The sequence below is a fragment of the Brevundimonas sp. genome, from assembly GCF_036732845.1.
In the GTDB taxonomy this organism is placed as follows: domain Bacteria; phylum Pseudomonadota; class Alphaproteobacteria; order Caulobacterales; family Caulobacteraceae; genus Brevundimonas.
On record NZ_DAINBO010000018.1, the window covers coordinates 1 to 24,998 of the forward strand.

General features: G+C 69.6%; 23 protein-coding genes. 6 read left to right on the top strand and 17 right to left on the bottom strand.

The features are described 5' to 3' along the window. The first annotated feature begins 258 nt into the window (after positions 1-258). The 3 genes from dnaK to dapB all read left to right on the top strand — a co-directional run bounded on the left by dnaK (position 259) and on the right by dapB (position 4,354). Positions 259-2,160, top strand: a complete 1,902-nt coding sequence (gene dnaK, locus V7D63_RS08140; protein ID WP_333591769.1) for a molecular chaperone DnaK — start codon at positions 259-261, stop codon at positions 2,158-2,160. A 242-nt stretch (positions 2,161-2,402) separates the two neighbouring features. Continuing rightward, positions 2,403-3,608: a molecular chaperone DnaJ gene (gene dnaJ, locus V7D63_RS08145; RefSeq protein ID WP_333591810.1), complete on the top strand. Its 1,206-nt coding sequence runs from the start codon at positions 2,403-2,405 to the stop codon at positions 3,606-3,608. Continuing rightward, positions 3,605-4,354, top strand: a complete 750-nt coding sequence (gene dapB, locus V7D63_RS08150; protein ID WP_333591770.1) for a 4-hydroxy-tetrahydrodipicolinate reductase — start codon at positions 3,605-3,607, stop codon at positions 4,352-4,354. Before dnaJ ends, dapB begins: the two co-directional genes overlap by 4 nt. A 99-nt stretch (positions 4,355-4,453) precedes the next feature. On the opposite strand, the gene V7D63_RS08155 is transcribed toward dapB, so the two are convergent. The 3 genes from V7D63_RS08155 to coaBC form a co-directional block, all read right to left on the bottom strand. Further along, positions 4,454-4,813 (bottom strand): hypothetical protein, encoded by a 360-nt coding sequence (locus V7D63_RS08155; RefSeq protein WP_333591771.1) that lies wholly within the window; start codon positions 4,811-4,813, stop codon positions 4,454-4,456. 72 nt (positions 4,814-4,885) lie between these two features. Beyond that, entirely contained in the window at positions 4,886-5,335 is a 450-nt protein-coding gene (gene dut, locus V7D63_RS08160; RefSeq protein ID WP_333591772.1) for a dUTP diphosphatase, read from the bottom strand. Continuing rightward, positions 5,332-6,561, bottom strand: a complete 1,230-nt coding sequence (coaBC, locus tag V7D63_RS08165) for a bifunctional phosphopantothenoylcysteine decarboxylase/phosphopantothenate--cysteine ligase CoaBC (RefSeq protein WP_333591773.1) — start codon at positions 6,559-6,561, stop codon at positions 5,332-5,334. Before coaBC ends, dut begins: the two co-directional genes overlap by 4 nt. Positions 6,562-6,676: 115 nt before the next feature. On the opposite strand from coaBC, the gene V7D63_RS08170 reads away from it, so the two are divergent. Continuing rightward, positions 6,677-7,186, top strand: a complete 510-nt coding sequence (locus V7D63_RS08170; protein ID WP_333591774.1) for an S-type pyocin family protein — start codon at positions 6,677-6,679, stop codon at positions 7,184-7,186. A 101-nt stretch (positions 7,187-7,287) separates the two neighbouring features. Here V7D63_RS08170 and V7D63_RS08175 read toward each other — a convergent pair whose 3' ends face one another. The 14 genes from V7D63_RS08175 to V7D63_RS08240 form a co-directional block, all read right to left on the bottom strand. Next, entirely contained in the window at positions 7,288-7,695 is a 408-nt protein-coding gene (locus V7D63_RS08175) for a helix-turn-helix domain-containing protein (RefSeq protein WP_333591775.1), read from the bottom strand. A gap of 110 nt (positions 7,696-7,805) precedes the next feature. Next, positions 7,806-9,419: an apolipoprotein N-acyltransferase gene (lnt, locus tag V7D63_RS08180; protein ID WP_333591776.1), complete on the bottom strand. Its 1,614-nt coding sequence runs from the start codon at positions 9,417-9,419 to the stop codon at positions 7,806-7,808. Next, the gene (gene ybeY, locus V7D63_RS08185) at positions 9,416-9,859 is read right to left on the bottom strand and encodes an rRNA maturation RNase YbeY (RefSeq protein ID WP_333591777.1); all 444 of its coding nucleotides are present in this window, start codon (positions 9,857-9,859) and stop codon (positions 9,416-9,418) included. Before ybeY ends, lnt begins: the two co-directional genes overlap by 4 nt. A gap of 5 nt (positions 9,860-9,864) precedes the next feature. Continuing rightward, positions 9,865-10,872 carry a PhoH family protein gene (locus tag V7D63_RS08190; protein WP_333591778.1) on the bottom strand — a complete coding sequence of 336 codons (1,008 nt, stop codon included), beginning with the start codon at positions 10,870-10,872 and terminating at the stop codon, positions 9,865-9,867. Beyond that, a complete protein-coding gene (miaB, locus tag V7D63_RS08195) occupies positions 10,872-12,251 on the bottom strand; it encodes a tRNA (N6-isopentenyl adenosine(37)-C2)-methylthiotransferase MiaB (RefSeq protein WP_333591779.1) in 1,380 nt (459 codons plus the stop codon). The genes V7D63_RS08190 and miaB overlap by 1 nt, the downstream gene beginning before the upstream one ends. Positions 12,252-12,310: 59 nt before the next feature. Further along, entirely contained in the window at positions 12,311-12,823 is a 513-nt protein-coding gene (locus V7D63_RS08200) for a Fur family transcriptional regulator (protein WP_442882127.1), read from the bottom strand. Beyond that, positions 12,820-13,257 carry a GNAT family N-acetyltransferase gene (locus V7D63_RS08205; protein ID WP_333591780.1) on the bottom strand — a complete coding sequence of 146 codons (438 nt, stop codon included), beginning with the start codon at positions 13,255-13,257 and terminating at the stop codon, positions 12,820-12,822. The genes V7D63_RS08200 and V7D63_RS08205 overlap by 4 nt, the downstream gene beginning before the upstream one ends. Further along, the gene (gene tsaB, locus V7D63_RS08210) at positions 13,254-13,919 is read right to left on the bottom strand and encodes a tRNA (adenosine(37)-N6)-threonylcarbamoyltransferase complex dimerization subunit type 1 TsaB (RefSeq protein WP_333591781.1); all 666 of its coding nucleotides are present in this window, start codon (positions 13,917-13,919) and stop codon (positions 13,254-13,256) included. Before tsaB ends, V7D63_RS08205 begins: the two co-directional genes overlap by 4 nt. A 58-nt stretch (positions 13,920-13,977) precedes the next feature. After that, the gene (locus tag V7D63_RS08215) at positions 13,978-14,352 is read right to left on the bottom strand and encodes a helix-turn-helix domain-containing protein (RefSeq protein WP_333591782.1); all 375 of its coding nucleotides are present in this window, start codon (positions 14,350-14,352) and stop codon (positions 13,978-13,980) included. Positions 14,353-14,418: 66 nt separating this feature from the next. Further along, positions 14,419-15,000 carry a helix-turn-helix domain-containing protein gene (locus V7D63_RS08220; RefSeq protein WP_333591783.1) on the bottom strand — a complete coding sequence of 194 codons (582 nt, stop codon included), beginning with the start codon at positions 14,998-15,000 and terminating at the stop codon, positions 14,419-14,421. A 141-nt stretch (positions 15,001-15,141) separates the two neighbouring features. Further along, the gene (locus tag V7D63_RS08225) at positions 15,142-15,702 is read right to left on the bottom strand and encodes a NifU family protein (RefSeq protein ID WP_333591784.1); all 561 of its coding nucleotides are present in this window, start codon (positions 15,700-15,702) and stop codon (positions 15,142-15,144) included. Between the two features lie 111 nt (positions 15,703-15,813). Next, entirely contained in the window at positions 15,814-16,281 is a 468-nt protein-coding gene (locus tag V7D63_RS08230; protein ID WP_333591785.1) for a universal stress protein, read from the bottom strand. Between the two features lie 23 nt (positions 16,282-16,304). After that, the gene (locus V7D63_RS08235) at positions 16,305-21,152 is read right to left on the bottom strand and encodes an NAD-glutamate dehydrogenase (RefSeq protein WP_442882128.1); all 4,848 of its coding nucleotides are present in this window, start codon (positions 21,150-21,152) and stop codon (positions 16,305-16,307) included. Between the two features lie 261 nt (positions 21,153-21,413). Continuing rightward, positions 21,414-22,598: an AI-2E family transporter gene (locus V7D63_RS08240; RefSeq protein WP_442882129.1), complete on the bottom strand. Its 1,185-nt coding sequence runs from the start codon at positions 22,596-22,598 to the stop codon at positions 21,414-21,416. A gap of 134 nt (positions 22,599-22,732) precedes the next feature. Between V7D63_RS08240 and V7D63_RS08245 the strand changes: the two genes are divergently transcribed. Continuing rightward, positions 22,733-23,269, top strand: coding sequence for an IPTL-CTERM sorting domain-containing protein (locus tag V7D63_RS08245; protein ID WP_333591786.1), 537 nt, complete (start codon positions 22,733-22,735; stop codon positions 23,267-23,269). 60 nt (positions 23,270-23,329) lie between these two features. Next, positions 23,330-24,910, top strand: a complete 1,581-nt coding sequence (locus tag V7D63_RS08250; RefSeq protein WP_333591787.1) for a helicase HerA-like domain-containing protein — start codon at positions 23,330-23,332, stop codon at positions 24,908-24,910. Positions 24,911-24,998: the final 88 nt, after the last annotated feature.

A 24,998-nucleotide genomic window follows, 5' to 3' on the forward strand; every position in this document is an offset into this window, starting at 1 on the left:
CAAACGGCTTCCCCCGATGTGGAGAAGCGATGACGTTGTTATGCCGCACTTTCGGCGCCGATGCACCTGACGCGGCCTGACGAGGATTCCGAGGTTCCACGACGAAAGCCCTTGCGAGGTCTGCGGACTTTCCCATATCGGGGCCAACCCGGCCGGTCAGGCCGATCCACCGACTTAACCCCTGGGGGCGGTCACGCGCGGCGCTTCGTCGAAGGCCGCCGCATCGCCCGCCGATACGAAGAGAGAAACAGAACGCCCATGGCCAAGATCATCGGCATCGACCTCGGCACGACCAACTCGTGCGTCGCCGTCATGGACGGCAAGAATCCCAAGGTCATCGAGAACGCCGAAGGAAACCGCACCACCCCGTCGGTGGTGGCGATCCAGGACGGCGGCGAGACCTTGGTGGGCCAGCCCGCCAAGCGCCAGGCGGTGACCAATCCCGCCAACACCTTCTTCGCCATCAAGCGCCTGATCGGCCGCAACTACGACGATCCCGTCGTGGCCAAGGACAAGGGCATGGTGCCCTATGACATCGTCAAGGGCCCGAACGGCGACGCCTGGGTGCGCGCCCACGGCAAGGACTATTCGCCCCAGCAGATCTCGGCCTTCATCCTGACCAAGATGAAGGAGGCCGCCGAGGCCTACCTCGGTGAAAAGGTGACCCAGGCGGTCATCACCGTCCCGGCCTATTTCAACGACAGCCAGCGCCAGGCCACCAAGGACGCCGGCAAGATCGCCGGCCTGGAAGTGCTGCGCATCATCAACGAGCCGACGGCGGCCGCCCTGGCCTACGGCCTGGAGAAGAACGAAGGCCAGAAGATCGCCGTCTATGACCTGGGCGGCGGCACCTTCGACGTCTCGATCCTGGAGATCGGCGACGGCGTGTTCGAGGTGAAGTCGACCAACGGCGACACCTTCCTGGGCGGCGAGGACTTCGACCTGCGTCTGGTCGACTATCTGGCCGACGAGTTCAAGAAGGAGCAGGGCGTCGACCTGCGCCAGGACAAGCTGGCCCTGCAGCGCCTGAAGGAAGAGGCCGAAAAGGCCAAGAAGGAACTGTCGTTCACCACCCAGTACGAGGTGAACCTGCCCTTCATCACCATGAACGCCTCGGGTCCGCTGCACCTGAACATCAAGCTGACGCGCGCCAAGCTGGAATCCCTGGTCGAGGACCTGGTCCAGCGCACCATCGAGCCGTGCAAGAAGGCCCTGGCCGACGCCGGTCTGAAGGCCTCGGACATCGACGAGGTCGTCCTGGTCGGCGGCATGACCCGCATGCCCAAGGTCCAGGAGGCGGTGAAGGCCTTCTTCGGCAAGGAGCCGCACACCGGCGTCAACCCCGACGAAGTCGTGGCCCTGGGCGCCGCGGTCCAGGCGGGCGTGCTGCAAGGCGACGTCAAGGACGTTCTGCTTCTGGACGTGACGCCCCTGACCCTGGGCATCGAGACCCTGGGCGGCGTCTTCACGCCCCTGATCGAGCGCAACACCACCATCCCGACCAAGAAGAGCCAGACCTTCTCGACCGCCGACGACAACCAGTCGGCCGTGACGATCCGGGTCTTCCAGGGCGAGCGCCCGATGGCGGCCGACAACAAGATCCTGGGTCAGTTCGACCTGATGGGCATCCCCCCGGCCCCGCGCGGCATGCCCCAGATCGAGGTCGCCTTCGACATCGACGCCAACGGCATCGTCCACGTCACCGCCAAGGACAAGGCGACCAACAAGGAGCAGTCGATCCGCATCCAGGCCAACGGCGGCCTGTCGGACGCCGACATCGACAAGATGGTCAAGGAGGCCCAGGCCAACGCCGCGGCCGACAAGGAGCGCAAGGAGCTGGTCGAGGCCCAGAACGCCGCCGACGGCCTGATCCACTCGACCGAAAAGGCCCTGGCCGAACACGGCGACAAGGTCTCGGCCGAGGAGAAGTCGGCCATCGAGGCGGCCGTCACGGACCTGAAGTCGGCCAAGGACGGCGCCGACGCCGAAGCCATCCGCGCCAAGACCACCACCCTGGCCCAGGCCTCGATGAAGCTGGGCGAGGCCATGTACGCGGCCCAACAGGGCGGCGAGGCCTCGGCCGAGCAGCCCGCCGACGACGGCGTGGTCGACGCCGAGTTCGAGGAAGTCTCGGGCGACGACGACAAGAAGGACGCCTGACGTCCGCCTTTCCTCCCCATCGCTAGCGATGGGGAGGGGGACCGCGAAGCGGTGCAGGGGCCTTTGGACCAAGCGCGGTCTGACAGCCCCTCCACCCCGCCTCCCCAATAGCCATGCTATCGGGGAGGATATTGCATCATGCGCCCCGGTCCCCATGTCTCGGTCGGGTCGAAAGTCTTTCGGGCGGCGTCCGGCAAGAGACGCCTCGAGGGGCCGAGTAAGAGGATCAACGCCGAATGGCGATGCGTGATTATTACGAGATCCTGGGCGTCGAGCGCACCATCGACGCGGCGGGCCTGAAGGCCGCCTACCGCAAGCTGGCCATGCAGCATCACCCCGACCGTAATGGCGGCTCGGAAGAGTCCATGGCCAAGTTCAAGGAGCTGTCCGAGGCCTACGGCGTCCTGTCCGACGACCAGAAGCGCGCCGCCTATGACCGGTTCGGCCATGCGGGCGTCAACGGCGGGGCGGGCGGCGGCGGCAATCCGTTCGGCGCCGGGGGCGCGGGCTTTCACGACATCAACGACATCTTCTCCCAGGTCTTCGGTGACGCTTTCGGCGACGTGTTCGGCGGCCGGGCGGGCGGCGGACGCCAGGACAGCGGCCCGCGGCGCGGTTCGGACCTGCGTCACGACCTGGAGATCACCCTGGAACAGGCCTATCGCGGGGCCGACGTCGAGATCGCCGTGCCCTCGACCGCGACCTGCGAAAGCTGCGACGGCTCGGGCGCCAAGAAGGGCGCCAAGCCCCAGACCTGCGGCACCTGCAACGGCGCCGGCCGCGTTCGCCAAGCCAACGGCTTCTTCCAGATGGAGCGCACCTGCCCCCACTGCGGCGGGGCCGGCCAGCGCATCGCCGCCGCCGATGTCTGCACGACCTGTCACGGCCACGGCCAGGTGCGCAAGACCCGCAAGCTCAGCCTGAAGATCCCCGCCGGGGTCGACGACGGCTCGCGCATCCGCCTGTCGGGCGAGGGCGACGCCGGCCAGCGCGGCGGCCCGCGCGGCGACCTCTATGTCTTCCTGTCCGTGAAACAGCATGAGCTGTTCGAGCGCGACAATCTGGACCTGCTGGTCACCGTGCCCGTGCCGATGACCACCGCGGCCCTGGGCGGGGGCGTCGACGCCCCCTGCCTGACCTCCGAGGCCTGCGACGGCAAGTGCAAGGCCGCCGTCGAGGTGCCCGCCGGCGCCCAGACCGGCAAGACCGTGCGCATCAAGGGCAAGGGCATGCCCCATCTGAACGGCCGCCAGCGCGGCGACCTGGTGGTCGAACTGTTCGTCGAGACGCCGACCGACCTGACCGCCCGTCAAAAAGAACTTCTGGCCGAGCTGGCCGCCAGCCTGGGCGAGACCCAGACGCCGCGCAACACCAGCTTCACCGGCAAGGCCAAACGCTTCTGGGCCGACATCCTCGGCGCCGATCAGGACAAGGCGGGTACGGCGTGAGCGATCTTTTCCACGTCGGCATCTCGGGCGCGCGCGGCCGCATGGGCCGGGCCGTGTCCCAGGTGCTGGACGCCCGCGACGACGTCATGGTGGCCGCCCGGTTCGACTGGGGCGAGACGCCCGACCTGTCGCTGTGCGACGTGGTCATCGACTTTTCGACCGCCGAGGCCTCGGTGGCCCTGGCCCGCCAGGCGGCCGAGCGCGGCGGCCCGGCCCTGGTCATCGGCTCGACCGGCTTCACGCCCGAACAGGACGCCGAGATCCAGACCGCCGCCGAAAAGGTCGCCATCGTCCGCAGCGGCAATTTCTCATTGGGCGTCAACATCCTGATCGGCCTGGTCGAGCACGCGGCCCTCAGGCTCGACGCCCGCGACTGGGACATCGAGGTGCTGGAGACCCATCATCGGCGCAAGGTCGACGCCCCTTCGGGCACGGCCCTGATGCTGGGCGAGGCCGCCGCCAACGGGCGCGGCGTCGAACTGGCCGATGTGCGCAGCGCGCCCTATGACGGCGTCGGCGAACCGCGCCAGACGGGCGCGATCGGCTTCGCCTCCCTGCGCGCCGGGGGCGTCGTGGGCGAGCATACGGTGATGTTCGCCTCCGAGGACGAGGTCCTGACCCTCAGCCATTCGGCCATCGACAGGGCGTTGTTCGCCAAGGGCGCCGTGGCCGCCGCCGCCTGGGTCCGCAACCGCCGCCCGGGCCTTTACGACATGCAGGACGTGCTCGGGTTCCGGCAAGCCTGATGTCCATCGCTGACCGTCATCCTCGGGCTTGACCCGAGGATGACGGAGCGAGAACGGCCTCAAGCAGCGAGCGGCCGCGTCGCGAGCATTAGGCCCAGATCAATGCGCCGCGCTGCGCTTAGCCCCGCCGGTCAGCAGGCTCTTGATGAAGAAGAAGACCGCGATCACCACGGCGTAGCCCAGGAACAGCGCCAGGGTCACCATCCAGAAGCTCAACGTCAGCAAGGGCGGCAGGGCGAAGGCGCCGCCGTCCAGCATCGGCCGCACCGCATTGATCAGATGATGCACCAGGGCCGCGCCCAGGGCCGTGGCCCACAGCCGGCTCCACGACGGCATGGTCAGGGCCGCGATCGCCGCGATCAGCAGACCCATCACCTGATTGACGCCGTCGAACCCGGCCTGGGTCAGGTTGAACATCCCGCCCAACAGGGCGCCGATTTGATCGAAGAACGCTTCCACGTCGACCTCCTTCATGGCGGCCAAAGCTTGGCCGTTGAGGAGGGTTAACGCCAAAACGCCGAAAAGGCTGCCTCAGCGCCCAGTGGAGCCGAAGCCGCCCGCGCCGCGCGCCGTTTCGTCCAGGCTCTCGACCTCGGCGATCCGCGCCTGTTCGTGGCGGGCGATGACCATCTGGGCGATGCGTTCGCCGCGCCGGATCACGAACGGCTCCTGGCCCAGATTGACCAGGATCACCCCCACCTCGCCGCGATAGTCGCTGTCGATGGTGCCGGGCGTGTTCAGACAGGTGATCCCGTGTTTCAGCGCCAGGCCCGAGCGCGGCCGCACCTGGGCCTCGAACCCCGGCTCCAGCGCGATCTTCAGCCCGGTGGGGATCAGGCCCCGCGCGCCGGGCGCCAGGGTCACCGGCGCATCCTCGGCCACCGCCGCGCGCAGGTCCATGCCCGCCGATCCCGCCGTCTCATAGGCGGGCAAGGCCAGCCCTTCGGAATGCGGCAGGCGCTGAATGCGCAGGGTGGTCATGAGCGGTCCTTGAAGTGGTCGGCGATGCGGGCGGCCAAGGCGCGGGCCACGGCGGTCTTGGACTGGCGCGGCCAGGCGTCCTCGCCCTGGGGCGTGATCAGGGTGACGGCGTTGCCCTCGGCGCCGAAGACGTCGTCGGACACGTCATTGGCCACGATCCAGTCGCAGCCCTTGCGCGACAGCTTGGCCCGGGCGTTGGCGATCAGGTCCTCGGTCTCGGCCGCGAAGCCGATCACCAGGACCGGGCGCTCCGGGCCGGGCTTGGACAGGCCCGCCAGGATGTCGGGGTTCTCGATCAGCCTCAGCGTCGGCGGCCCGCCCGGCGCCTTCTTGATCTTGCCCGAGGCGACGCCGTCCACGCGCCAGTCGGCCACGGCGGCGGTCAGCACGGCGATGTCGGCGGGCAGGGCGGCCTTGACCGCCGCCTGCATGTCCAGGGCGCTCTCGACATCGACACGCGTCACGCCCGGCGGCGCGCTCAGGGCCGTGGGACCGGACACCAGGGTCACGTCCGCACCCAGGGCCGCCAGGGCGCCGGCGACGGCGTAGCCCTGTTTGCCGCTGGACCGGTTGGTCAGCCCGCGCACAGGGTCGACGGCCTCGAAGGTCGGCCCGGCGGTGACCACCGCGCGCCGTCCGGTCAATGGTTGATCGGCCACGCCCGTCAGCAGGCTTTCGATCGCCTCGACGATGGCGGGCGGCTCGGCCATCCGGCCCGGCCCGAATTCGCCGCAGGCCATCTCGCCCTCGTCCGGCCCGACCCAGTGCACGCCGGTTCCGCCCTCGAATCCGTCCAGCCGGGCGACATTGGCCCTGACCGCCGGGTGCAGCCACATGCGCACATTCATGGCCGGGGCGAACAGCACCGGCTTGTCGGTGGCCAGCAGGGTGGTCGAGGCCAGATCGTCGGCCATGCCGTTGGCCGCCTTGGCGATCAGCCCCGCCGTCGCCGGCGCGACCACCACCAGATCGGCCCAGCGCGACAGTTCGATATGGCCCATGGCCGTCTCGTCGTCGGGGGTGAACAGGCCCTCGCGCACCGGAAAGCCGGTCAGGGCCGCCAGCGACAGGGGCGTCGCGAAGGCCGCCCCGCCCGCCGTCAGCACCGCACGGACCTGGCCCCCCGCCTTCTTGATCAGGCGCGTCAGCTCCAGCGCCTTATAGGCGGCGATGCCGCCGCCCACGATCAGCAAGACCTTGCGGCCGTTCAACGCGCCCGTGCTCATGGCGACGGTTTAGCGGCCGGGGACGCCAGCGTCGAGGCGGCGTGCGATTTGGAACATTGCAAGAACATCGTTCCTGTGCCTAGATGCCTTCGGTGGGACGAAACAGGAGGGTGCAATGACCATCAGGCTCATGATGACGACGGCCGCCGTCGCGGCCCTGGCCCTGGCGGGCTGCGAGCGGTCTTCGGCGGTCGAGACGCGCGATCGCGCGGCTGCTCCGGGGGTCCAGGGCGTCATGGCGACCGACGCCCCGGCCGAGGCCGCGCCCGTCGAGACCGCCGCCGAAGCCAAACCCGCCGTCACGGCCAACCGCCGCGAGACGGTCGACGCCAAGATCGAGCGCCTGTATCGCCGCAACGGCGCGGCCTTCGGCGCCCGCTCGGCCGAGGACTATCTGGCCCGGGTCCAGGCCTTCACCACGCGGCCGCCGCGCGACGCCGAGACGGTGAAACGGCCCAATGGCGACACCCTGATCTATCAGGCCTCGACCAACACCTTCGCGGTGGTGGCGCGCGACGGCACGCCGCGCACCATGTTCAAGCCGGATGACGGCGCCGCCTATTGGGCGCAGCAGAAAGAACGGGCGCCGACATTCGGACGGCGGCGTGGAGGCGGCGAGAACTAGCCCCGCCTGGAGTCAAAACGCCGGAGCAAGGGTGTGCGCACGACGGCCCAGACCGTCGAAGGAGAGGCGGCGCATCCGGCGGCGAGGGCCGCCGGTCGGGCCTAGTCTTCGCCGCCTTGCACGCCGGCCATTTCCCGCACCATCTCCAGCACCAGCTTCTGCTTGCGCGCCGGCAGGGCCGGGGCCAGGCGGGAGATCTCTATGGTGTAGCGCGTCGCCGGGAAATCATGGTCGAAGGCCGGGGCGTCGCCCTCGCCCACGCCGGGCTGAAGCGCCAGGCCCTCGAAGAAATAGCCGATGTCGACCTTGAAGAACCGAGCGATGTCCCAAAGCTTGGACGCCGAGATGCGATTGGCGCCCTTCTCGTACTTCTGGATCTGCTGAAAGGTCAGGCCCAAAGCCCGGCCTAGATCGCTCTGGTTATACCCCAAGCCGATCCGCTTTTCGCAAACTCGGCGGCCGACATGGCGGTCGACCGGATGGGGGCCGTCTTCCCCGCCTCTGGGCATGATCGTCGTTCCGTCCTGCTAGAAAAACGCGATGTGAGTCCGAAATGCGCCCGAAAAACGGCCCTGTCACGGGAATTTGCCGGGTTGGGACGGTAATTGCCCATTTATGGCTAAGCTTGTCGATCCCCGGAGGAATCCAGGCTTGATTTCAACCAAGAGGTCGCCCTTCGCCACGGCGCCAGGACCGAGAATCCAGAGAGAATCAGCAGCCAGAAAAGACCGTCGCCGAAGCGGCCGTACAGGGTCGCCGACGTCGGGCGGGGCAGGCGCGCGTCGATGACCCCGCTTTCGCCCGAACCCAGCCTGTGACCCTCGATCACCCGACCCCAGGGATCGATCAGGGCCGACACCCCCGTCGGCGTCGACCGCACGATCGGCAGGCCGGTCTCGATGGCGCGATAGCTGGCCAGGTTCAGATGCTGGATCGGGCCGGAGGTGGCGCCGAACCAGGCGTCGTTGGAGATGTTGACGATCCATTCCGGCCGTCCGCGCCCGGCGGGCGTGAACCCCGGATACAGGCCCTCGTAACAGATCAGCGGCTGCACCCGGCCGACGCCGGGAACCGTGATCGGCGCGGGCCGAGCGCCGGGGCTGAAGTCGGCGGGCACATGCACCAGGCTGCGCACGCCCAGCGCGCTCATCACCGGTCCCAGCGGCAGGTATTCGCCGAACGGCACCAGCCGGTATTTGTCATAGACGGCGGCGATCCTCAGACCCGGCCCGCCCTCGTCGGTCAGCACGAACAGGCTGTTGAAATAGCGCGCCCCGCCCTCGGCCGTCGCATCCGCCTGGCCCCGGCTCAGACCCATGATCAGGCTCTGGCCCGGCTGCAGCACCCGCGCCAGGGCCGCCGCGTCGGGCGAGCCGTCGCCGAAGACATCCGCCGCCGTGGCCGGCAGGGCGCCCTCAGGCCAGACCACGATGTCCGGCCGCCGCGCCGCCGGCTGGGCCGTCAGATTGATGTAGCGGTCAACGATTGAGCGATAGGCGTCCGGCGACCATTTGTAGTCCTGGTCGATGTCGGCCTGGACGATGCGCACCGTGGTGTCGGCGAAATCAACCTTGGCCTGGGCCAGACGCGCCGCGCCGCCCACGATCAGGACCAGCAGCGTCACGGCGCCCAGCCCCGCCGCCGCGATCCGACCGCGCCGCTCGCCCGCCACGGCCAGGGGTCCCAGGGCCGAGACGGCGGCCACCGTCACCACGCCCAGGCCATAGACCCCGGCGACGGCCGCGAACTGCGACGCCGCCGATCCGGCCTTCCAGCCCGCGCCCGCCGGATTCCACGGAAAGCCGGTCAGCACATGGCCGCGCAGCCATTCCAACAGGCCGAAGGCGGCCGCGAAGACCAGCACGCGCACCGCGCCCGACGGCGCCAAGCGGCGATACAGCCCCGTCGCCGCCGCCCAGAACAGCCCCAGCCCCATGGGCAGCAGACTGGCCGCGAACGGCGCCATCCAGGCCTGGGCCGGATTGACCAGAAAGGCCTCGGCCACCCACCAGCAGCCGATCAGGAAATAGGCGAAGCCCGCCAGCCAGCCCATCCAGACGGCGCCGCGCACCGTTCCCGACCGCTCGGCCAGCAGCATCAACAGCGGATAGCCCAGCATCCCCGGCAGAAAACCGAACGGCGTATGCGCCAGGGCCGCGCCCGCCCCCGCCGCCAGGGCCAGGCCGATGCGCGCCCCGCGATGCACCAGCACCGTGTCGATCCGTCCGTTCATCGCTGCCCCGCATAGGGATCGGCCACGCCCAGCGTCGCCAGCATGACGCGCTCGCGCGCCTCCATCGCCTCGGCCTCGATCTCGTCTTCGTGGTCGTGGCCCAACAGGTGCAGCACTCCGTGCACCACCAGATGGCTCAGGTGATCACCGACCGTCTTGCCCTGCTCGGCCGCCTCGGCGACGCAGACGCCCAGGGCCAGGACCAAGTCGCCCAGATGCGGCCGCGCCGTCTCGGGCGCCGGAAACGACAGCACGTTGGTCGGCCGGTCCTTGGCGCGGAAGCGGGCGTTCAGATCCCGCACCGTCGCATCGTCGGTCAGCAACACCACGACCTCGCCGTCCACGCCGTCCAGCGCGGCCTGGGCCGCCGCCACGACCCGCGCCTCGGCGTCGGCCGCGGCCGCCGTCCAGGCTTCGTCCTCGATCTCGACCGAGATCACCGGCGTCAGTCCGCGTCTTCCAGATCGGGCGCGGGCCGACGCCTGGCCGCATCGGCGTCATAGGCGCGCACGATCCGTTCGACCATGGCGTGGCGCACCACATCCTCGGCCTTGAAGGTCTCGACCCCGACGCCCTTGACCCCGTCCAGGATGCGTAGGGCGTGGACCAGGCCCGAGTCGCGCGGGTTCAGCAGATCGACCTGGGACGGGTCGCCGGTCACCACCATGCGCGAGCCTTCGCCGATCCGGGTCAGCACCATCTTCATCTGCAAACGTGAGGTGTTCTGGGCCTCGTCGACGATGATGAAGGCGTTGCTCAGGGTGCGGCCGCGCATGAAGGCGATGGGGGCGGCCTCGATCTCGCCCTTGTCGCGGCGGCGGCGCACCTCGTCGGGACCCAGGATGTCGTCCAGCGCCTGCCAGATCGGGGCCAGATAGGGATCGACCTTCTCGTTCAGATCGCCGGGCAGAAAGCCCAGCTTCTCACCCGCCTCGACCGCCGGGCGGGTGACGACCAGTCGGTCGACCTGGCCCCGCTTCAACAGCGAGGCGCCGTAGGCGGCGGCCAGGAAGGTCTTGCCCGTGCCCGCTGGGCCGACGCCGAAGCTCAGCTCGCAGCGCGACAGGGTGTCCAGATAGCGGGCCTGGGCGGCGGTCTTGGGCACGATGGCCCCGCGCCGTCCGACCGGCAGCGCCACCGAACCCGTTCCCGCCGTCGGCTCCGGCCCGCCGCGCGTCGAGGGCATGGCCCGGCCCATGACGGCGCCCACGGCCGCGCGCACATCGGCCTCGGTCACCTCGGCGCCCATGGCCGCGCGCGAGGCCAAATCCTCGATCACCCGCCGCGCCTGCGCCCGATCACGCGCCGAACCATTGACCGAAACCCCGGCGCCGGGCTGTTCGATCAGCACCTTGAAGGCGTCTTCGACCAGGGCGATGTGGCGGCTGGTCGGGCCGATCACGGCGGCCAGCTCGACGACGTTCAGCGGGATGAAGTCGGTGTCCCGGGCCATCAGGCGACGGTCCCGGCGGACGCGGCCAGCACGCCGGTCAGGCTGTTCTGCTGGCCGCTGACGATCGTCACCGGCGCGATCTTTCCGATCAGATCGCGCGCATCCTCGACGTGCACCGATTGCAGATAGGGCGAGCGGCCGATGGCCTGGCTGCGGTGTCGCCCGACCCTTTCAAACAACACCGGCAGGGTTCTGCCCGCCTGGCTTTCGTTGAAGGCGACCTGCTGTTCGATCAACAGTTGCTGCAAGGCTTGCAGCCGCACCTTCATCACCTCGGCCGGAACCTGCGCCGCCATGCCCGCCGCCGGAGTGCCCGGACGCGGCGAATACATGAAGGAGAAGGCGCTGGCGTATCGGACCTTCCGAACGAGATCCAGCGTGTCCTCGAAATCCCGATCCGTCTCGCCGGGGAAGCCGACGATGAAGTCGCCCGACATCGCCATGTCCGGCCGGCGGCTGCGGATACGATCGATCAGGTCGAAATATTTCTGGCGTCCGTGCTTGCGGTTCATCAGCCGCAGGATGCGATCCGAACCCGACTGCACCGGCAGGTGCAGATAGGGCATCAGGGCGTCCAGATCGCCGTGGGCGGCGATCAGCTCGTCCGACATGTCGTTGGGGTGGCTGGTGGTGTAGCGGATGCGGTCCAGGCCGGGGATCTCGGCCAGGGCGTAGGCCAGCCGCGCCAGGGTCGAGGGCTTTCCGTCCGGCCCCTCGCCGTCATAGGCGTTGACGTTCTGACCCAGCAGGGTGACCTCGCGCACGCCGCGGTCGGCCAGGGCGCGGGCCTCGGCCAGAACCGCCGCCGTCGGACGCGACCATTCGGCCCCGCGCGTATAGGGCACGACGCAGAAGGTGCAGAATTTGTCGCAACCCTCCTGCACCGTCAGAAAGGCGGTCACGCCCTCGCCGCCGCGCGCGGCAGGCAAGGCGTCGAACTTGTCGACCGGCGCAAAATCGGCGCCGATCCGCTCGCCCCGCGCGCGGGCGGTGCGGGTCAAAAGCTCGGGCAGTTGGTGATAGGCCTGGGGTCCGACCACCAGATCGACCGCGGGCTGGCGGCGCATGATCTCCTCGCCTTCGGCCTGGGCCACGCAGCCGGCCACGGCGATGGTCATGGCGCCCTTCTTGGCGTCCTTCAGCTCGCGCATCTTGCCGAGTTCGGAATAGACCTTCTCGGCCGCCTTCTCGCGGATGTGGCAGGTGTTCAGGATGACGAAGTCCGCGTCCTCGGCCGTCTCAGTCGGCGCATAGCCCAGCGGGCGCAGCACGTCGGCCATGCGCTCCGAGTCATAGACATTCATCTGACAGCCGTAGGTCTTGATGAACAGGCGCTTTGGGGCCGGTTCGACCTGGGGCTTTTCCAGCGTATCGGTCATCGGCCGCTTATGGTCGCCGACGGCGCCCTCCGCAAGGCGCGGACTGGGGCGGGCGGCGCTCAGGCTTCGTCGTCGCGCGCGCCGTGGCGCTTGAAGATCAGGCCCTCGCGCGCGGCCGGTTCGGCGCCGTCGATCGGCACGCCGTAAAGCTCCAGCTTGTGGCCGATCAGTTTGAAGCCCAGCCGGTTGGCGATCTCGTCCTTCAGCTTCTCGATCTCGGCGTCGAAGAATTCGATCACTTCACCGGTGCGGGTGTCGATCAGGTGGTCGTGATGGTCGTCGCCCGCCTCTTCATAGCGGCTGCGGCCGTCGCCGAAGTCGTGCTTCTCGACCACGCCCGCCTCTTCAAACAGGCGCACGGTGCGATAGACGGTGGCGATCGAGATGTGCGGGTCGATGCCCGACGCGCGCCGATACAGCTCCTCCACGTCGGGGTGGTCCTCGGCGGCGGACAGCACGCGGGCGATCACCCGCCGCTGTTCGGTCATGCGCATGCCGCGCTCGGCGCAGAGTTTCTCGATCCGGTCCATGGCGGTCGAAGATAGGGTGCGCCTCCCGTCGTGGGAAGTCATGCCGACAAGTTAAGCGCCAGCGTCAGCGCATCGACCGCCGTCGCGCCCGGCCGGGCGTAATAACCCCGCCGCCGCCCCACCTCGACGAAGCCGCTTCGGGCGTAAAGGCCCCTGGCCGCCGCATTGTCCTGGGCGACCTCCAGGAACAGGCGCTCGGCGCCCAGGGCGGCGGCGCGGGCGGCGGCGGCGGCGGCCAGACGCGCCCCCAGGCCCCGACGGCGCGCCTCGGGCCGCACGGCCAGGGTCAAGATCTCGGCCTCGTCGGCCACGACCCGGATCAGGATGAAGCCGTCGTCCGCCGTCTCGGCGAAGACGCCGGGCTGGACCAACAGCTCGGCGAAGGTCCCCGCCGTCCACGGCGCCGCGAAGGCTGCGGCGTGCAGGTCCGCCAGGGTTTCGGCCGAGATCGCGGCCACGCTTTCGGGCCGGGTCACGCCGCCGTCCGGGGCGCGCCGGGCCGCCGCGTCGACGGCTTGGCGTCGGGCGCGCGCAGATACAGCGGCCGAGGCGGCGCCGTCTCCGGGTCGGCCATGCGGGTCAGGCGGGCCAGGGCCGTCAGCGACGGGGCGGCCAGGGCGACGATCTCCGCCCGCTCCAGCCCCTCGGCCGCCAGGGGTGCGCCCGACCCGACCAGACGCAGCCCCGGTCCCAGGGCCTGGGCGCGGGCGCGGGCTTGGTCCAGATCCAGGGCCTCGGGCGCATCTAGGGGCGAACCGTCGCGGAACACGCGGGCGTAGACCTGGCCGCGCCGGGCGTCGATCACGGCCATGACCGCGCCGTCCGACGCGGTCGACGCCGCCAGGCCGTCCAGGCTGGACAGGCCGATCACCGGCCGCCCCAGGGCCGCGCCCAGGCCCTGGGCGAAGGCCAGCCCGACCCTCAGGCCGGTGAAGGAGCCGGGACCGGCCGTCACCCCGATGCGGTCGATGGCGTCGAACCCGGTCCCCGCCGCCTGCATCAACTCGCGGGTCAGGCCGGCGATCCGCTCCATGCCGCCTTGCTCCATCGGGCGCTCCAGCACGGCCAGGGCCGTCTCGCCGTCGAACAGGCCCGCCTGACAGGCGCCCAGGGCGGTGTCGAGAACCAGCACCCTCATCGGCCGCCTCCGTCCGGGCGGGCCGCCGCCGCGCGCGCCATCCTCATATGGCCCGCCCTCACATGGCCAAGGCCGCCACGATGCGCGCCACGGCCCGTCGCACCGGCGCGGCCGGAATGCGCTCGAAGGCCGCCAACAACGCCCGCCCCTCTCGGCTCAGCCTCGGTGACGGTTCGACGTATGGCGGGTCTTCGCGGCCCGGCTTCGGAAACAGCTCGGCCACCGGCACGGCCAGCAACAGGGCGATATGATGCAGCCGCGACGCCGAGACGCGGTTCAACCCCGCCTCGTATTTCTGAAGCTGTTGGAAGCTGATCCCCAGGTCCAGCGCCAGGGCCGACTGCGACCGGCCCAGGGCCGTCCGGCGTGCGGCGATGCGCCGTCCGACCGCGCGATCCACGGCGTCGGCGTTTCTCGGCGTGTTCCGGGCCATCGTCGTTCCTCGTCCAGTCGCGACGAGACCGTTTCATGAAACGAAATCGTTGGCAATGATTATGTTTCACTGATCCTCCAGTCGCCCCACGACGGCTGAAATTTCAATGAGATCGGTGCGCGCCACAGAGTGTTTCCCGCCGTTCGCCATGCGGACGTGAAGACCATCGGCGTCTTCGGTCTCGAACAGGCGCACCATCAGTCGGCCGTCCGTCAGCCGCAGGACGCAGCCCTGGCCCGGACGCGGCGTCTGGCCCGGCCGATAGGCCACGGTCACGCCCGCGCCCGCCCACGGCGCCATGTCGTCGGACGTCAATTGCATCATCCGCACCTCACCGGACGCCGGCGCCGGACGAAAGGCCCGCGTCCCCGCCTCGACGCCCTGAACGGGCGATGCGGCGGGCGCCGCATCCGGCCGCAGCCGCAGCATCAGGGCCTCCGGCGTGGTCTCCAGCGCCCCGGTCAGGCGGCGCTGGACGTCGGGCCGGAACAGGCCCGAACGGCGGCCGGATTCATACAGGCCCCAGCCCTGGCTGGTCATGCCGACGCGCGCACCGGCCTCGGCCTGGCTCAGACCCATGTCGCGCCTGAGCGCCGCCAGGGCCTCGCCCAGCTTGCGGACGTCGTCGTCGGAAGAGAAACGGACCATGGGCGCATCATGGCGCCCCCCCGCCGCCGCGCGCGAGAACGAATTCGTTTCAGTCCGCCCTCACAAGCCGAGACGTTCCGGCGCCGAGCGGCAGGGTTGGAAATCAAGCAAAGAGCGGCCGCGTCGCGAGCGTCAGGGCGCTTAAATGACCTGCTCGACCCGTTCCACCTCGGGGACGTAGTGGCGCATCATCTGCTCCACCCCCGCCTTCAGCGTGGCCGAGGACGAGGGACAGCCGGCGCAGGCGCCGCGCATCCGCAAGTACAGGGTTCCCGTCTCCGCCTCGAACCGGTCGAACAGGATGTCGCCGCCGTCCTGGGCCACGGCCGGGCGCACGCGGCTGTCCAGCAGGGCCTTGATCTCGGCCACGACCTCGTCGTCCTCGCCCGCCTCGGTCTCGGCGTCGACGGCCCGGCTCGTGACCAGGGGCGCGCCCGAGGCGAAATGGTCCATCACGGCGGCCAGGACCGGCGCCTTCATCTCGCTCCACGACGGCCCTTCGGCCAGGCGCGTCACCGAGATCGCGTCGGCGCCGAAAAAGACGCCCGCCACCCCGTCGACGGCGAACAGCGCCCGCGCCAGGGGCGAGATCTCGGCCTCGGCCGCGCTCGGGAAATCCAACGGCCCGTCCATCGACACGACGCGGCCGGGCAGGAATTTCAGCACGTTCGGATTGGGCGTGGCTTCGGTCTGGATGAACATGAGGCTCAGATGCGCCTCCGTGCCCGCAGGTTCAAGCCCACGAACTCCATTGCGCTCAAGCCGCGAGCCGCCGCGCGGCGAGCGTTGGCGCCGCTGCGAAACGGCCCGACATCAAGCCAGATCCTCGATGTCCGCCTCGGTCAGTTCGCCCGGCACGATGGTCACCGGCAGCTTCCTGCCGGCGAAGGCTGCGCCCTGTTTCAGCACCGCCGTGACCAGGGGACCGGGACCGCGCGCGCCGCTTCCGGCGGCCAGGACCAGGATCTTGATCTCCGGGTCCTCACCCACGACCTTGCGGATCGCCTCGGGCGCCTCGCCCTCCTCGATCAGGAACAGCGGCTGGGCGCCCGAGCGTTCGGCCGCCTCCTCGCCCAGACGAGCCAGCAAGGCCTCGGCCTCTTCCCTCTGTTCGCGCTCGATCTCCTCGCGCACGCCGGACCAGTGCTCGTCCGAGCCGCGCGGAATGACCCGGAGCAAGGCCACCCGCCCGCCGGTCGAGCGCGCCCGGCGGCTGGCGTAACGCAGGGCCGCGTCCAGTTCCGGGCTGTCGTCGACGACGACGAGGAATTTTCTCGGCACGGCGCCCTCCCCCGGCCCGATCCCTACAGCGCGGCCATGACCGAACGGATGGCTCCGTTGGCGATGGTCAGCTTGGCGAAGGTCCAGCCCGCGCCCGAGGCCTCGATCTCATCGACCGAGGCGCGCACGCCCTCGACCACGGCCTGGCGCGGCCCGATCCAGGCGTCGACGGCGGCCTCGGCCTTCTTCTCGCTGGCTCCGGCGGCGGCGGTGGTCGACTGGGCCACCGCGCGGGTCAGCACGACCTGTTCGGCCATCAGGTCCTCGATCAGGCGACGCACGGCCAGGCGGTCGAAATGGTCGCCCGACGGCGTCTTGCCGGCGGCGGCGCGCAGCCGGTCGAAGTCGAAGGCCGCCCCGACCTGATGGTACAGCGTGGCCATGGCCGGTTCGGCCCAGCCGGTCTCGCGCGCCAGGTCGCCGATGTCGGCGGTGGCCACCATGGGCCGCAGCATGGCGAAGTCGCGCGCCATGCCGTCGGCGGCGCCCAGGCTGCGGAAGGCGTCGATGCGCTCGTCCAGACGCGCCTGTTCAAACCGGCTCAGCACCCCGGCGCCCGCCCCGCGCAGGGCGTCGGCGACCGGCCGATAGGCGGCGATCAGGCCGTCGACCGTCGCCCCCTCGCGCGCCGCCCGCTTGGACAGCCAATAGGTCTGGCGGCGCAGCACGGTCGAGATCTCGCGGTACAGGGCCGTCTGGGCCTCGGCCGGGATCTTCAGGTCCAGCGCCGACACCTGGTCCCAGGCCTCGTCCAGGCGGAAGATCTGGCGCGCGGCTTCGAAGGCCACGGTCATCGGCCCGGTCTCGACCTGGGCCGAGAGGCGCAGGCGTTCCGGGAAGGTCGCCCCGCACATGTTGACGATCTCGTTCGACAGGATGGTCGAGATGATCTCGCGCTTCAGCCGGTGCCGCTCCATGTCGGCGTCGAACTTGGCCAACGGCCCAGGGAAGTAGCGCACCAGGGTCTTGTGGAAGAAGGGATCGTCCGGCGCGGTCGAGCCGACGATCTCGTCGAACAGCTCCAGCTTGGAATAGGCGGTCAGCACCGCCAGTTCCGGCCGGCTCAGCACGGCGCCCGAGGCCTTCATCTCGGCCAGTTTCAGATCGTCGGGCAGGCCCTCGACCTTGCGGTCCAGTTTGCCCTTGGCGCCCAGCCACTGCATGAACCGCTGCTGGGCGTCCAGGGCGGCCGCGCCCTCTGACTGTTGCAGGGTCAGGGCCAGGGTCTGGTCGTAGTTGTGAACCAGGACCTTCAGGCCCACCTCGTCGGTCATCGAGGCCAGCAGGGCGTTGCGGTCGGCCTGTTTCAGCGCGCCCGAGGCGATGGCCGCCCCGGTCAGGATCTTGATGTTGACCTCGTGGTCGGAGCTGTCGACCCCGGCCGAATTGTCGATGGCGTCGGTGTTGATGCGCCCGCCCGCCTGGGCGAACGCGATCCGGCCCGCCTGGGTCAAGCCCAGGTTGGCGCCCTCGCCGACCACCTTGACCCGCAGTTCCGGCCCGTCGACGCGAACGGCGTCATTGGCCTTGTCGCCGGCCTGGGCGTCGGTCTCGTGCGGAGCCTTCACATAGGTGCCGATGCCGCCCAGGTAGAGCAGCTCGGCCGGGGCCTTCAGAATGGCCTTCATCAGGGCCGCCGGGTCCAGGGCGTCCTCCGAGATGTCCAGCGCCGCCTTGATCTCGGGGCTGAGGGCGATCGACTTGGCGCCGCGCGAGAAGACGCCGCCGCCCTTGGAGATCTTGGAGACGTCATAGTCCTGCCAGGACGAGCGCGGCAGTTTGAACATCCGGTCCCGTTCGACCCAGCTCGACGCCGGATCGGGATTGGGATCGATGAAGATGTCGCGGTGGTCGAAGGCGGCGACCAGCTTGATCGCCTTCGACAGCAGCATGCCGTTGCCGAACACGTCGCCCGACATGTCGCCGACGCCGACCACGGTGAACGGCTCGGTCTGGATGTCCTTGCCCATCTCGCGGAAGTGGCGCTTGACCGCCTCCCACGCCCCGCGGGCGGTGATGCCCATGACCTTGTGGTCGTAGCCGACCGAGCCGCCCGACGCGAAGGCGTCGTCCAGCCAGAAGCCGTAGTCGGCCGAAATGCCGTTGGCGATGTCCGAGAAGGTCGCCGTGCCCTTGTCGGCGGCCACGACCAGATAGGGGTCGTCGCCTTCCCAGCGCACCACGCGCTGGGGCGCGATCACCTTGCCGTCGGCGCCGATGTTGTCGGTGATGTCCAAAAGGCCCGACAGGAAGGTGCGATAGGCGCGGATGCCCTCGGCCTGGATGGCGTCGCGGTCGGTCGTGCGCGGCAGTTGCTTGGGATAGAAGCCGCCCTTGGAGCCGACGGGCACGATGACGGCGTTCTTGACCTGCTGCGCCTTGACCAGGCCCAGCACCTCGGTGCGGAAGTCGTCACGGCGATCCGACCAGCGCAGGCCGCCCCGCGCCACCGGGCCGAAGCGCAGGTGCACGCCCTCGATGTGCGGCGCCCAGACGAAGATCTCGCGATAGGGCTTGGGCAGGGGCAGGTCGACCAGCTCGCGCGAGGCGATCTTGATCGAGATATGCGGCTTGAAGCCGCCGTCGGCCGCCGTCTGATAGAAGTTGGTGCGCATGACCGCCTGGATCAGCAGCATCAGCCGGCGCAGCACCCGGTCGTGGTCCAGCGACTTGACGTCCTGCAACAGGGCCAGGCCCTTTTCGACCAGGGCGGCCACGGCCTTTTCGCGTCCCGACGCCGAACCGTCCGGGTCGAAACGGGCCGCGAACAGGTTCAGCAACAACCGCGCCATGTCGGGATATTCGCGCAGCGCCTCTTCCTGCACCGCCTGGCTGGGGTCCAGGCCGGTCTGCTGGCGATAGCGGGCCAGGGTGCGCACCAGGGCGGCCTGACGCCAGTCGACGCCCAACTCCAGGACCAGGCGGTTGAAGCCGTCGCTCTCGGTGCGGCCGTCCCAGACGGCGCCGAAGGCCGCCTCGAACGGTCCCCGCACGTCGTCGAAGACCAGGCTCTCGCCGCGCGGGTCCTCCAGCAGGAATTCGTGGACGTGGATCTCGGGATCGCCGGCCGGACGGATGGCGTGGCCCCACTCCTCCAGCGTCTTCAGCCCCATGTCGGCCAGGATCGGCAGCACGTCCGACAGCGGCACGGCCGCGCCCCGGCGATACAGTTTGAAGCGCAGTTGCAGGGCGTTGTCGGCGGCGGTGCGGAAGGCGCGCACGGCCACCGGCTCGCCGCCGTCCCGCTCGCCGGTGGCGTTCAGCCGATCGACGGCCTCCAGGTCGCGCACGGCCTCGGCGGCGTCATAGCGGTCGCGATAGCCGGCCCCAAAGGCCTCGGCCCATTTGGCGCTGGTCGGGCCGACGGCGCTCTCGTCGATCTCGGCGTCGCGCAGGGCGCTCTCGAACCGGTCGACCCAGCCGCGCCCGGCCTCGGCCACCTCGGCCTCCAACGTCGCCAGATCGGGGTTCAGGTGTTTCCCAGGCTCGACGCCGATGATGTAGTGGATGCGCACCAGCGGCTGGTCCGACAACTGCGGATACCAGGCCGACAGACGCCCGCCGTAGGCCTTGGCCAGGATCTGGCCGATGCGTTCGCGCACCGAGGCGTCGAACCGTTCGCGCGGCACATAGGCCAGGACCGAAACGAAGCGGTCGAACGGGTCCTGGCGGGTGAAGATGCGGATGCGCGGCCGGTCGTAGAGGTGCAGGACGCCCAGGGCGATGTCCAGCAGCTCGTCCTCGGTGATCTGGAACAGCTCGTCCCGGGGATAGTTCTCCAGGATGTTCTTCAGCCGCTTCTCATTGTGGCTGCCCGGCGCCTTGCCCGCGCGGGTCAGGGCGTTCTTCACCTTGCGGCGGACCAGCGGCATCTCCGAGGCGGCCTTGTCATAGGCCTCGGCCGTGAACAGGCCGACGAAGCGGGTCTCGCCCGAGGGCTTGCCGTCGGCGCCGTACCGCTTGACCCCGACGTAATCCATATAGGCCCGGCGATGGACGCGCGAACGGGCGTTGGCCTTGGCCACGGTGACCGGATCGCCCAGGTCCAGTTGGCGCTTGATCTGTTTGGTCAGCACCGCCGGCTCCGAGGCGCGGCGCAGCACGGTGCGGTTCGGGTCGCGCAGCACGCCCAGGCCCTCGCTGGCCAGGCTCAGCGGGGCCTCGGCCTCATAGGCGCCGTCGGACTTGCGCGGATAGTCGTAGTCGCGCGCCCCCAGGAAGACGAAATGATCGGCCTTCAGCCAGCGCAGGAACTCCACGTGCTCGCGCACCAGCTCCGGGTCGGTCTTGGGCGCCGTGGCCTCCAGCTCGGCCACCGACCGCTTCATCAGCTCGGCCATGGCGGCGTGGTCGCTCACGGCGGCGCGGACGTCGGCCAGGGTGGCCGCCAGGGCCTCGGCCAGGGCGTCACGGCGTTCCTGGGACAGGGGGTCAATGACCACCAGGATGACCGATTCCAGTCCGCCGGTCTCGGGCGTGACCGGGTGGAACAGGGCGCGCACCGACACTCCGGCCTCGGCCAGTTCGCCCATCACGCTGTCGACCAGGAAGGGGCAGTCGTCTTGGATGATCTGCACCAGGTCATAGGCGGCGCGGCGGCCCTCGACCTGGAGCGGACGCACCGAGATCTCGGCGGGCGCGCCGCAGACGCGGGCCTCGGCCGCGCGCCAAGCCTCGGCCAACAGGGCGGCCAGGCCCTCGCCATCCAGATCCGGCGTCTCGTCGGCGGCGTAGTCCTCATGCGCCTGAGCCGCGAACAGGCCCTGGCGCTCGTCCAGCGCCTTGACCCCCAGCCTGCGCGCCATTGCGGCCCTCAACGTATCCAGATCGACGGTCTGGGCGGAAGCGGAGCGCGAATCGGCGGCGGTCATGATGGCAAGGTCGGCTGACGCGGCGGAACGTGCCGCACCCGCTGACTAGGCCAGCAAGGCGTTTCGGGGAAGGCCGAAAAGCGTCCTGACCGGCGTTCGCACGGCCCACAGACGACAAGGCCGCCGGGCGCGGGGCGCTCGGCGGCCTGGCGAACCGTCTCCGGGAGGGGAGGGAGGAGACGGCGTTCGCTGAACGGCGGGGCTTGAGGGGGAGGGAAGACCCCGTCGTCTGAGATCAAGATAGGCGCCCGATCGTGACCTTCAAGCGGCGGGGGGCGGCTTTGCGGCCGATCCGCCCCGCGACACGGCGCCGCGCCCCTTGGACGCCGTCTTGGACTCCTCGTCGGCATAGGGGGCGCCGTCGCCCGACAACAGGATGGCCATCCAGCGCGATCCCTTGAATTCGGCCAGGATCGCCATGGCCATCACCGCCAGCGGCGTCGACAGGAACATGCCCACCACGCCCCACATCTTGCCCCACAGGGCCAGGGACAGCAGCACCACCACCGGGTCGATGTTCTGGTTGTCGCCCTGCATCCGCGGCTGGATCAGATTGCCGCTGATGAACAGGATGGTCTGCAGGCCCACCAGCAGGATCACCGCCGGCCAATAGGTGTCGAACTGGACCAGGGCGAACAGCGGCGGCGCACAGCCCGCCACGGCGCCGCCCAGCACCGGAATGAAGCCGACGATGAAGATGACGAAGGTCCAGAACTCGGCGTTCTGAAGCCCCACCGCCCGCATCAGGATCCAGGCGGCCAGACAGATCATGGCCCCGGTCACGGTCTGGACCCACAGATAGCCCTCGACCCCGCCGCGCACCCGCTCGAACACCTCCATGGCCTCCGAGCGCACCTCGCGCTGGGGGAACATGCCGACCAGCTTGCGCCGGAAGCCGAGTTGCGAGGCCAGGAGGAAGCCCAGATAGACCATGACGAAGAAGGCGCCCGAGGCCGTGCCCTGGGCCTGAACCGCCAACTGGGTCAGATAGTCCCTCAGGTCCAGACCGGCGACCAGGTCGCGCGCCGTGGGGACCGTGGTCAGGCCGAAGAAGCGCGAGACGTCGGCGATGATCTGGTCCAGCCGCGGCCCGATGTTGGCGCTGACCCCTGAAGCGTCGGTGAAGAAGCTCGCCGCCCCGTCGACGATGATCCAGATCGAACCGATGAAACCGGCCAGCACCACCAAAAGGGCCGCAGCTCCGGCCCAGCGCGTGCTCAGCCGGGTGCGTTTCTCGATCGATCGCTTCACCCCGTCGATCATGATCATCAGGAAGATGGCCATGGCCAGGGGGGTCAGGATGTCCCTGAGCCAATACAGGGCCGCGCCGCCGGCGACGGCGGCGATCAGCACCAGGGCGTTGCGGGCGACGGTCGAGGTCGGGACGGCGATGGCGGGTCTCATGCCCTGGTTGTCGGGCGGGTCCGCGCGGGCGTCAATGACCATCGGTTCGGGACGGACCCATCCGTCGCGCAATTCAAAGGATATGCTTGGGTCGTTGGCCGCCGCGCGTCACGGCGGCTAAACCGTTGCTTTTCACCAAACCCATGATATTCGATCTTAAATTTCGGAGGTTGGCGATGAAGGCATTCGGCATCGGCGCGATGGCGGCGCTCGCAGTCTTCGCCGCCGGCCAAGCGCGGGCGCAGGTGATTTCCGACGTCAACTATGTGCTGAACGGCGCGGACCCGACGATGTCCGATCACTATCACAATGGGTGCTCCCCCCACGCCGTTCCGGGTCTTTACGAACTCCAGACCCTGACCGTGACGGTCGGCGGCAACTATCAGGTGACGGATCTGTTCACGTCGGGAGACGCCTCCATGGCGATCCTGGACGGTCCATTCGTTCCCGCCGCACCGGCGACGAACTGCATTTTCAGCATCGACGACAACAACACGGCGGCGCTGGCCCCGGGCGCCTACACCCTGGTTCTCACCACCCTCGGCGGCGGGCCGAGCACCTATGCCTACCGCTTCAACGGGCCGGGGGCGGTGAGCTTCGCGCCCGGCGCGCCCCTTGCGGTTCCGACCCTGTCGGAATGGGCCATGATCCTGTTCGGCGCCCTGTTGCTGGCCGGCGGCGGCTGGATGGTCCAGCGGCGCCGCACGGCCTGACGCCGCCGGTTCCAGCGTCGCCGCGAATACGCTAGTCCTGCCTCCTTCAAGGAGACTTCCATGACCGACGCCCTGCCCGGCCTCTTCCTGGGTCAATCGTTGAAAGAGGACGGCGCCCAGCCCCAGGTCCTGCGGTTCGACCGCGCCAACCGTCACGGCGTGGTCGCCGGAGCCACCGGCACGGGCAAGACGGTGACGCTTCAGATCATGGCCCAGGGCTTTTCGGACGCCGGGGTTCCGGTCTTCTGCGCCGATGTGAAAGGCGACCTGTCGGGCATCAGCCAGCCGGGATCGCCCAATGAGAAGCTGTTGGCCCGCGCCGCCGAAATGGGCCTGACCCTGACGCCCAAGGCCGCGCCCGTCGTCTTCTGGGACCTGTACGGGATCAAGGGCCACCCGATCCGCACCACGGTCAGCGAGATCGGTCCCCTGCTGCTGGGCCGGATGCTGGACCTGAACGAGGTGCAGGAGGGCGTGCTGTCGGTCGCCTTCCACGTCGCCGACCAGGAGGGGCTGCTGCTGCTGGACCTGGACGATCTGCGCAGCCTTCTGGCCTATGTCGGCGAGAACGCCGAGCGCATCGGCCGCGAGGTGGGCAATGTCGCCCCCGTCTCCATCGCCGCCATCCAGCGGTCCCTGTTGCAGATGGAGCAACAGGGCGGCGCGGCCCTGTTCGGCGAACCGGCCCTGCGGCTGGAGGACATGATGCGCACCGGCCTGGACGGCCGCGGCCAGGTCAATGTGCTGGCCGCCGACCGGTTGATGTCCAGCCCGCGCGTCTATGCGGCCTTCCTGCTGTGGCTGATGTCCGAACTGTTCGAGCAACTGCCCGAGGTCGGCGACCCGGAGAAGCCGCGCGTGGTCTTCTTCTTCGACGAGGCGCACCTGTTGTTCCGCGACGCGCCCAAGGCCCTGTTGGAGAAGGTCGAACAGGTCGTGCGCCTGATCCGGTCCAAGGGCGTCGGCGTCTTTTTCATCACTCAGAACCCGGCCGACATTCCCGACACCGTCCTGGCCCAGTTGGGCAATCGCATCCAGCACGCCCTGCGCGCCTACACCCCGGCCGAACAGCGCGGCCTGAAGGCGGCGTCCGAAAGCTTCCGCGCCAATCCCGCCTTCGACACGGCCGAGGCCATCCAGGCCCTGGGCGTCGGCGAGGCCGTGGTCTCGGTGCTGGACGAAAAGGGCGCGCCCACCGTCGTCGCCCGCACCCGCATCCGTCCGCCGGATTCGCGCCTGGGTCCGGCCACCGACGCCGAACGCGCCCAGGTGATGGCCGCCAGTCCCGTGCGCGGCGTCTATGACACCCCGATCGACCGCGAGTCGGCCCAGGAGGTGCTGAACGCCCGCCGCGGTGAGGCCGATCGCGCCGCCGCCGACGCCAAACTGGCCGAGGCCCGCGCCAAGGCCGACGCCGTCGCGGCCAAGGCGGCGGAAAAGGAAGCCGAGACCCGCGCCAAGGAGCAGGTCAGGGAACAGGCCCGGGAGCAGGCCCGCTACGACCGCGAACAGGCCGCTCCGCGCCGCCGCACCCGCGAAACCCCGGTGGAGGCCATGACCAAGTCGGTCCTGCGCACCGCCGGATCGACCCTGACCCGCGAACTGCTGCGCGGCGTCCTGGGCAGTTTGCGGCGGCGCTAGGTCTATCACCCTTCTCCCCTTGGGGGAGAAGGTGGGCCGCAGCGCGGCTCGGATGAGGGGGCTGCGTCAGGCACGCTGATCGGCTGAC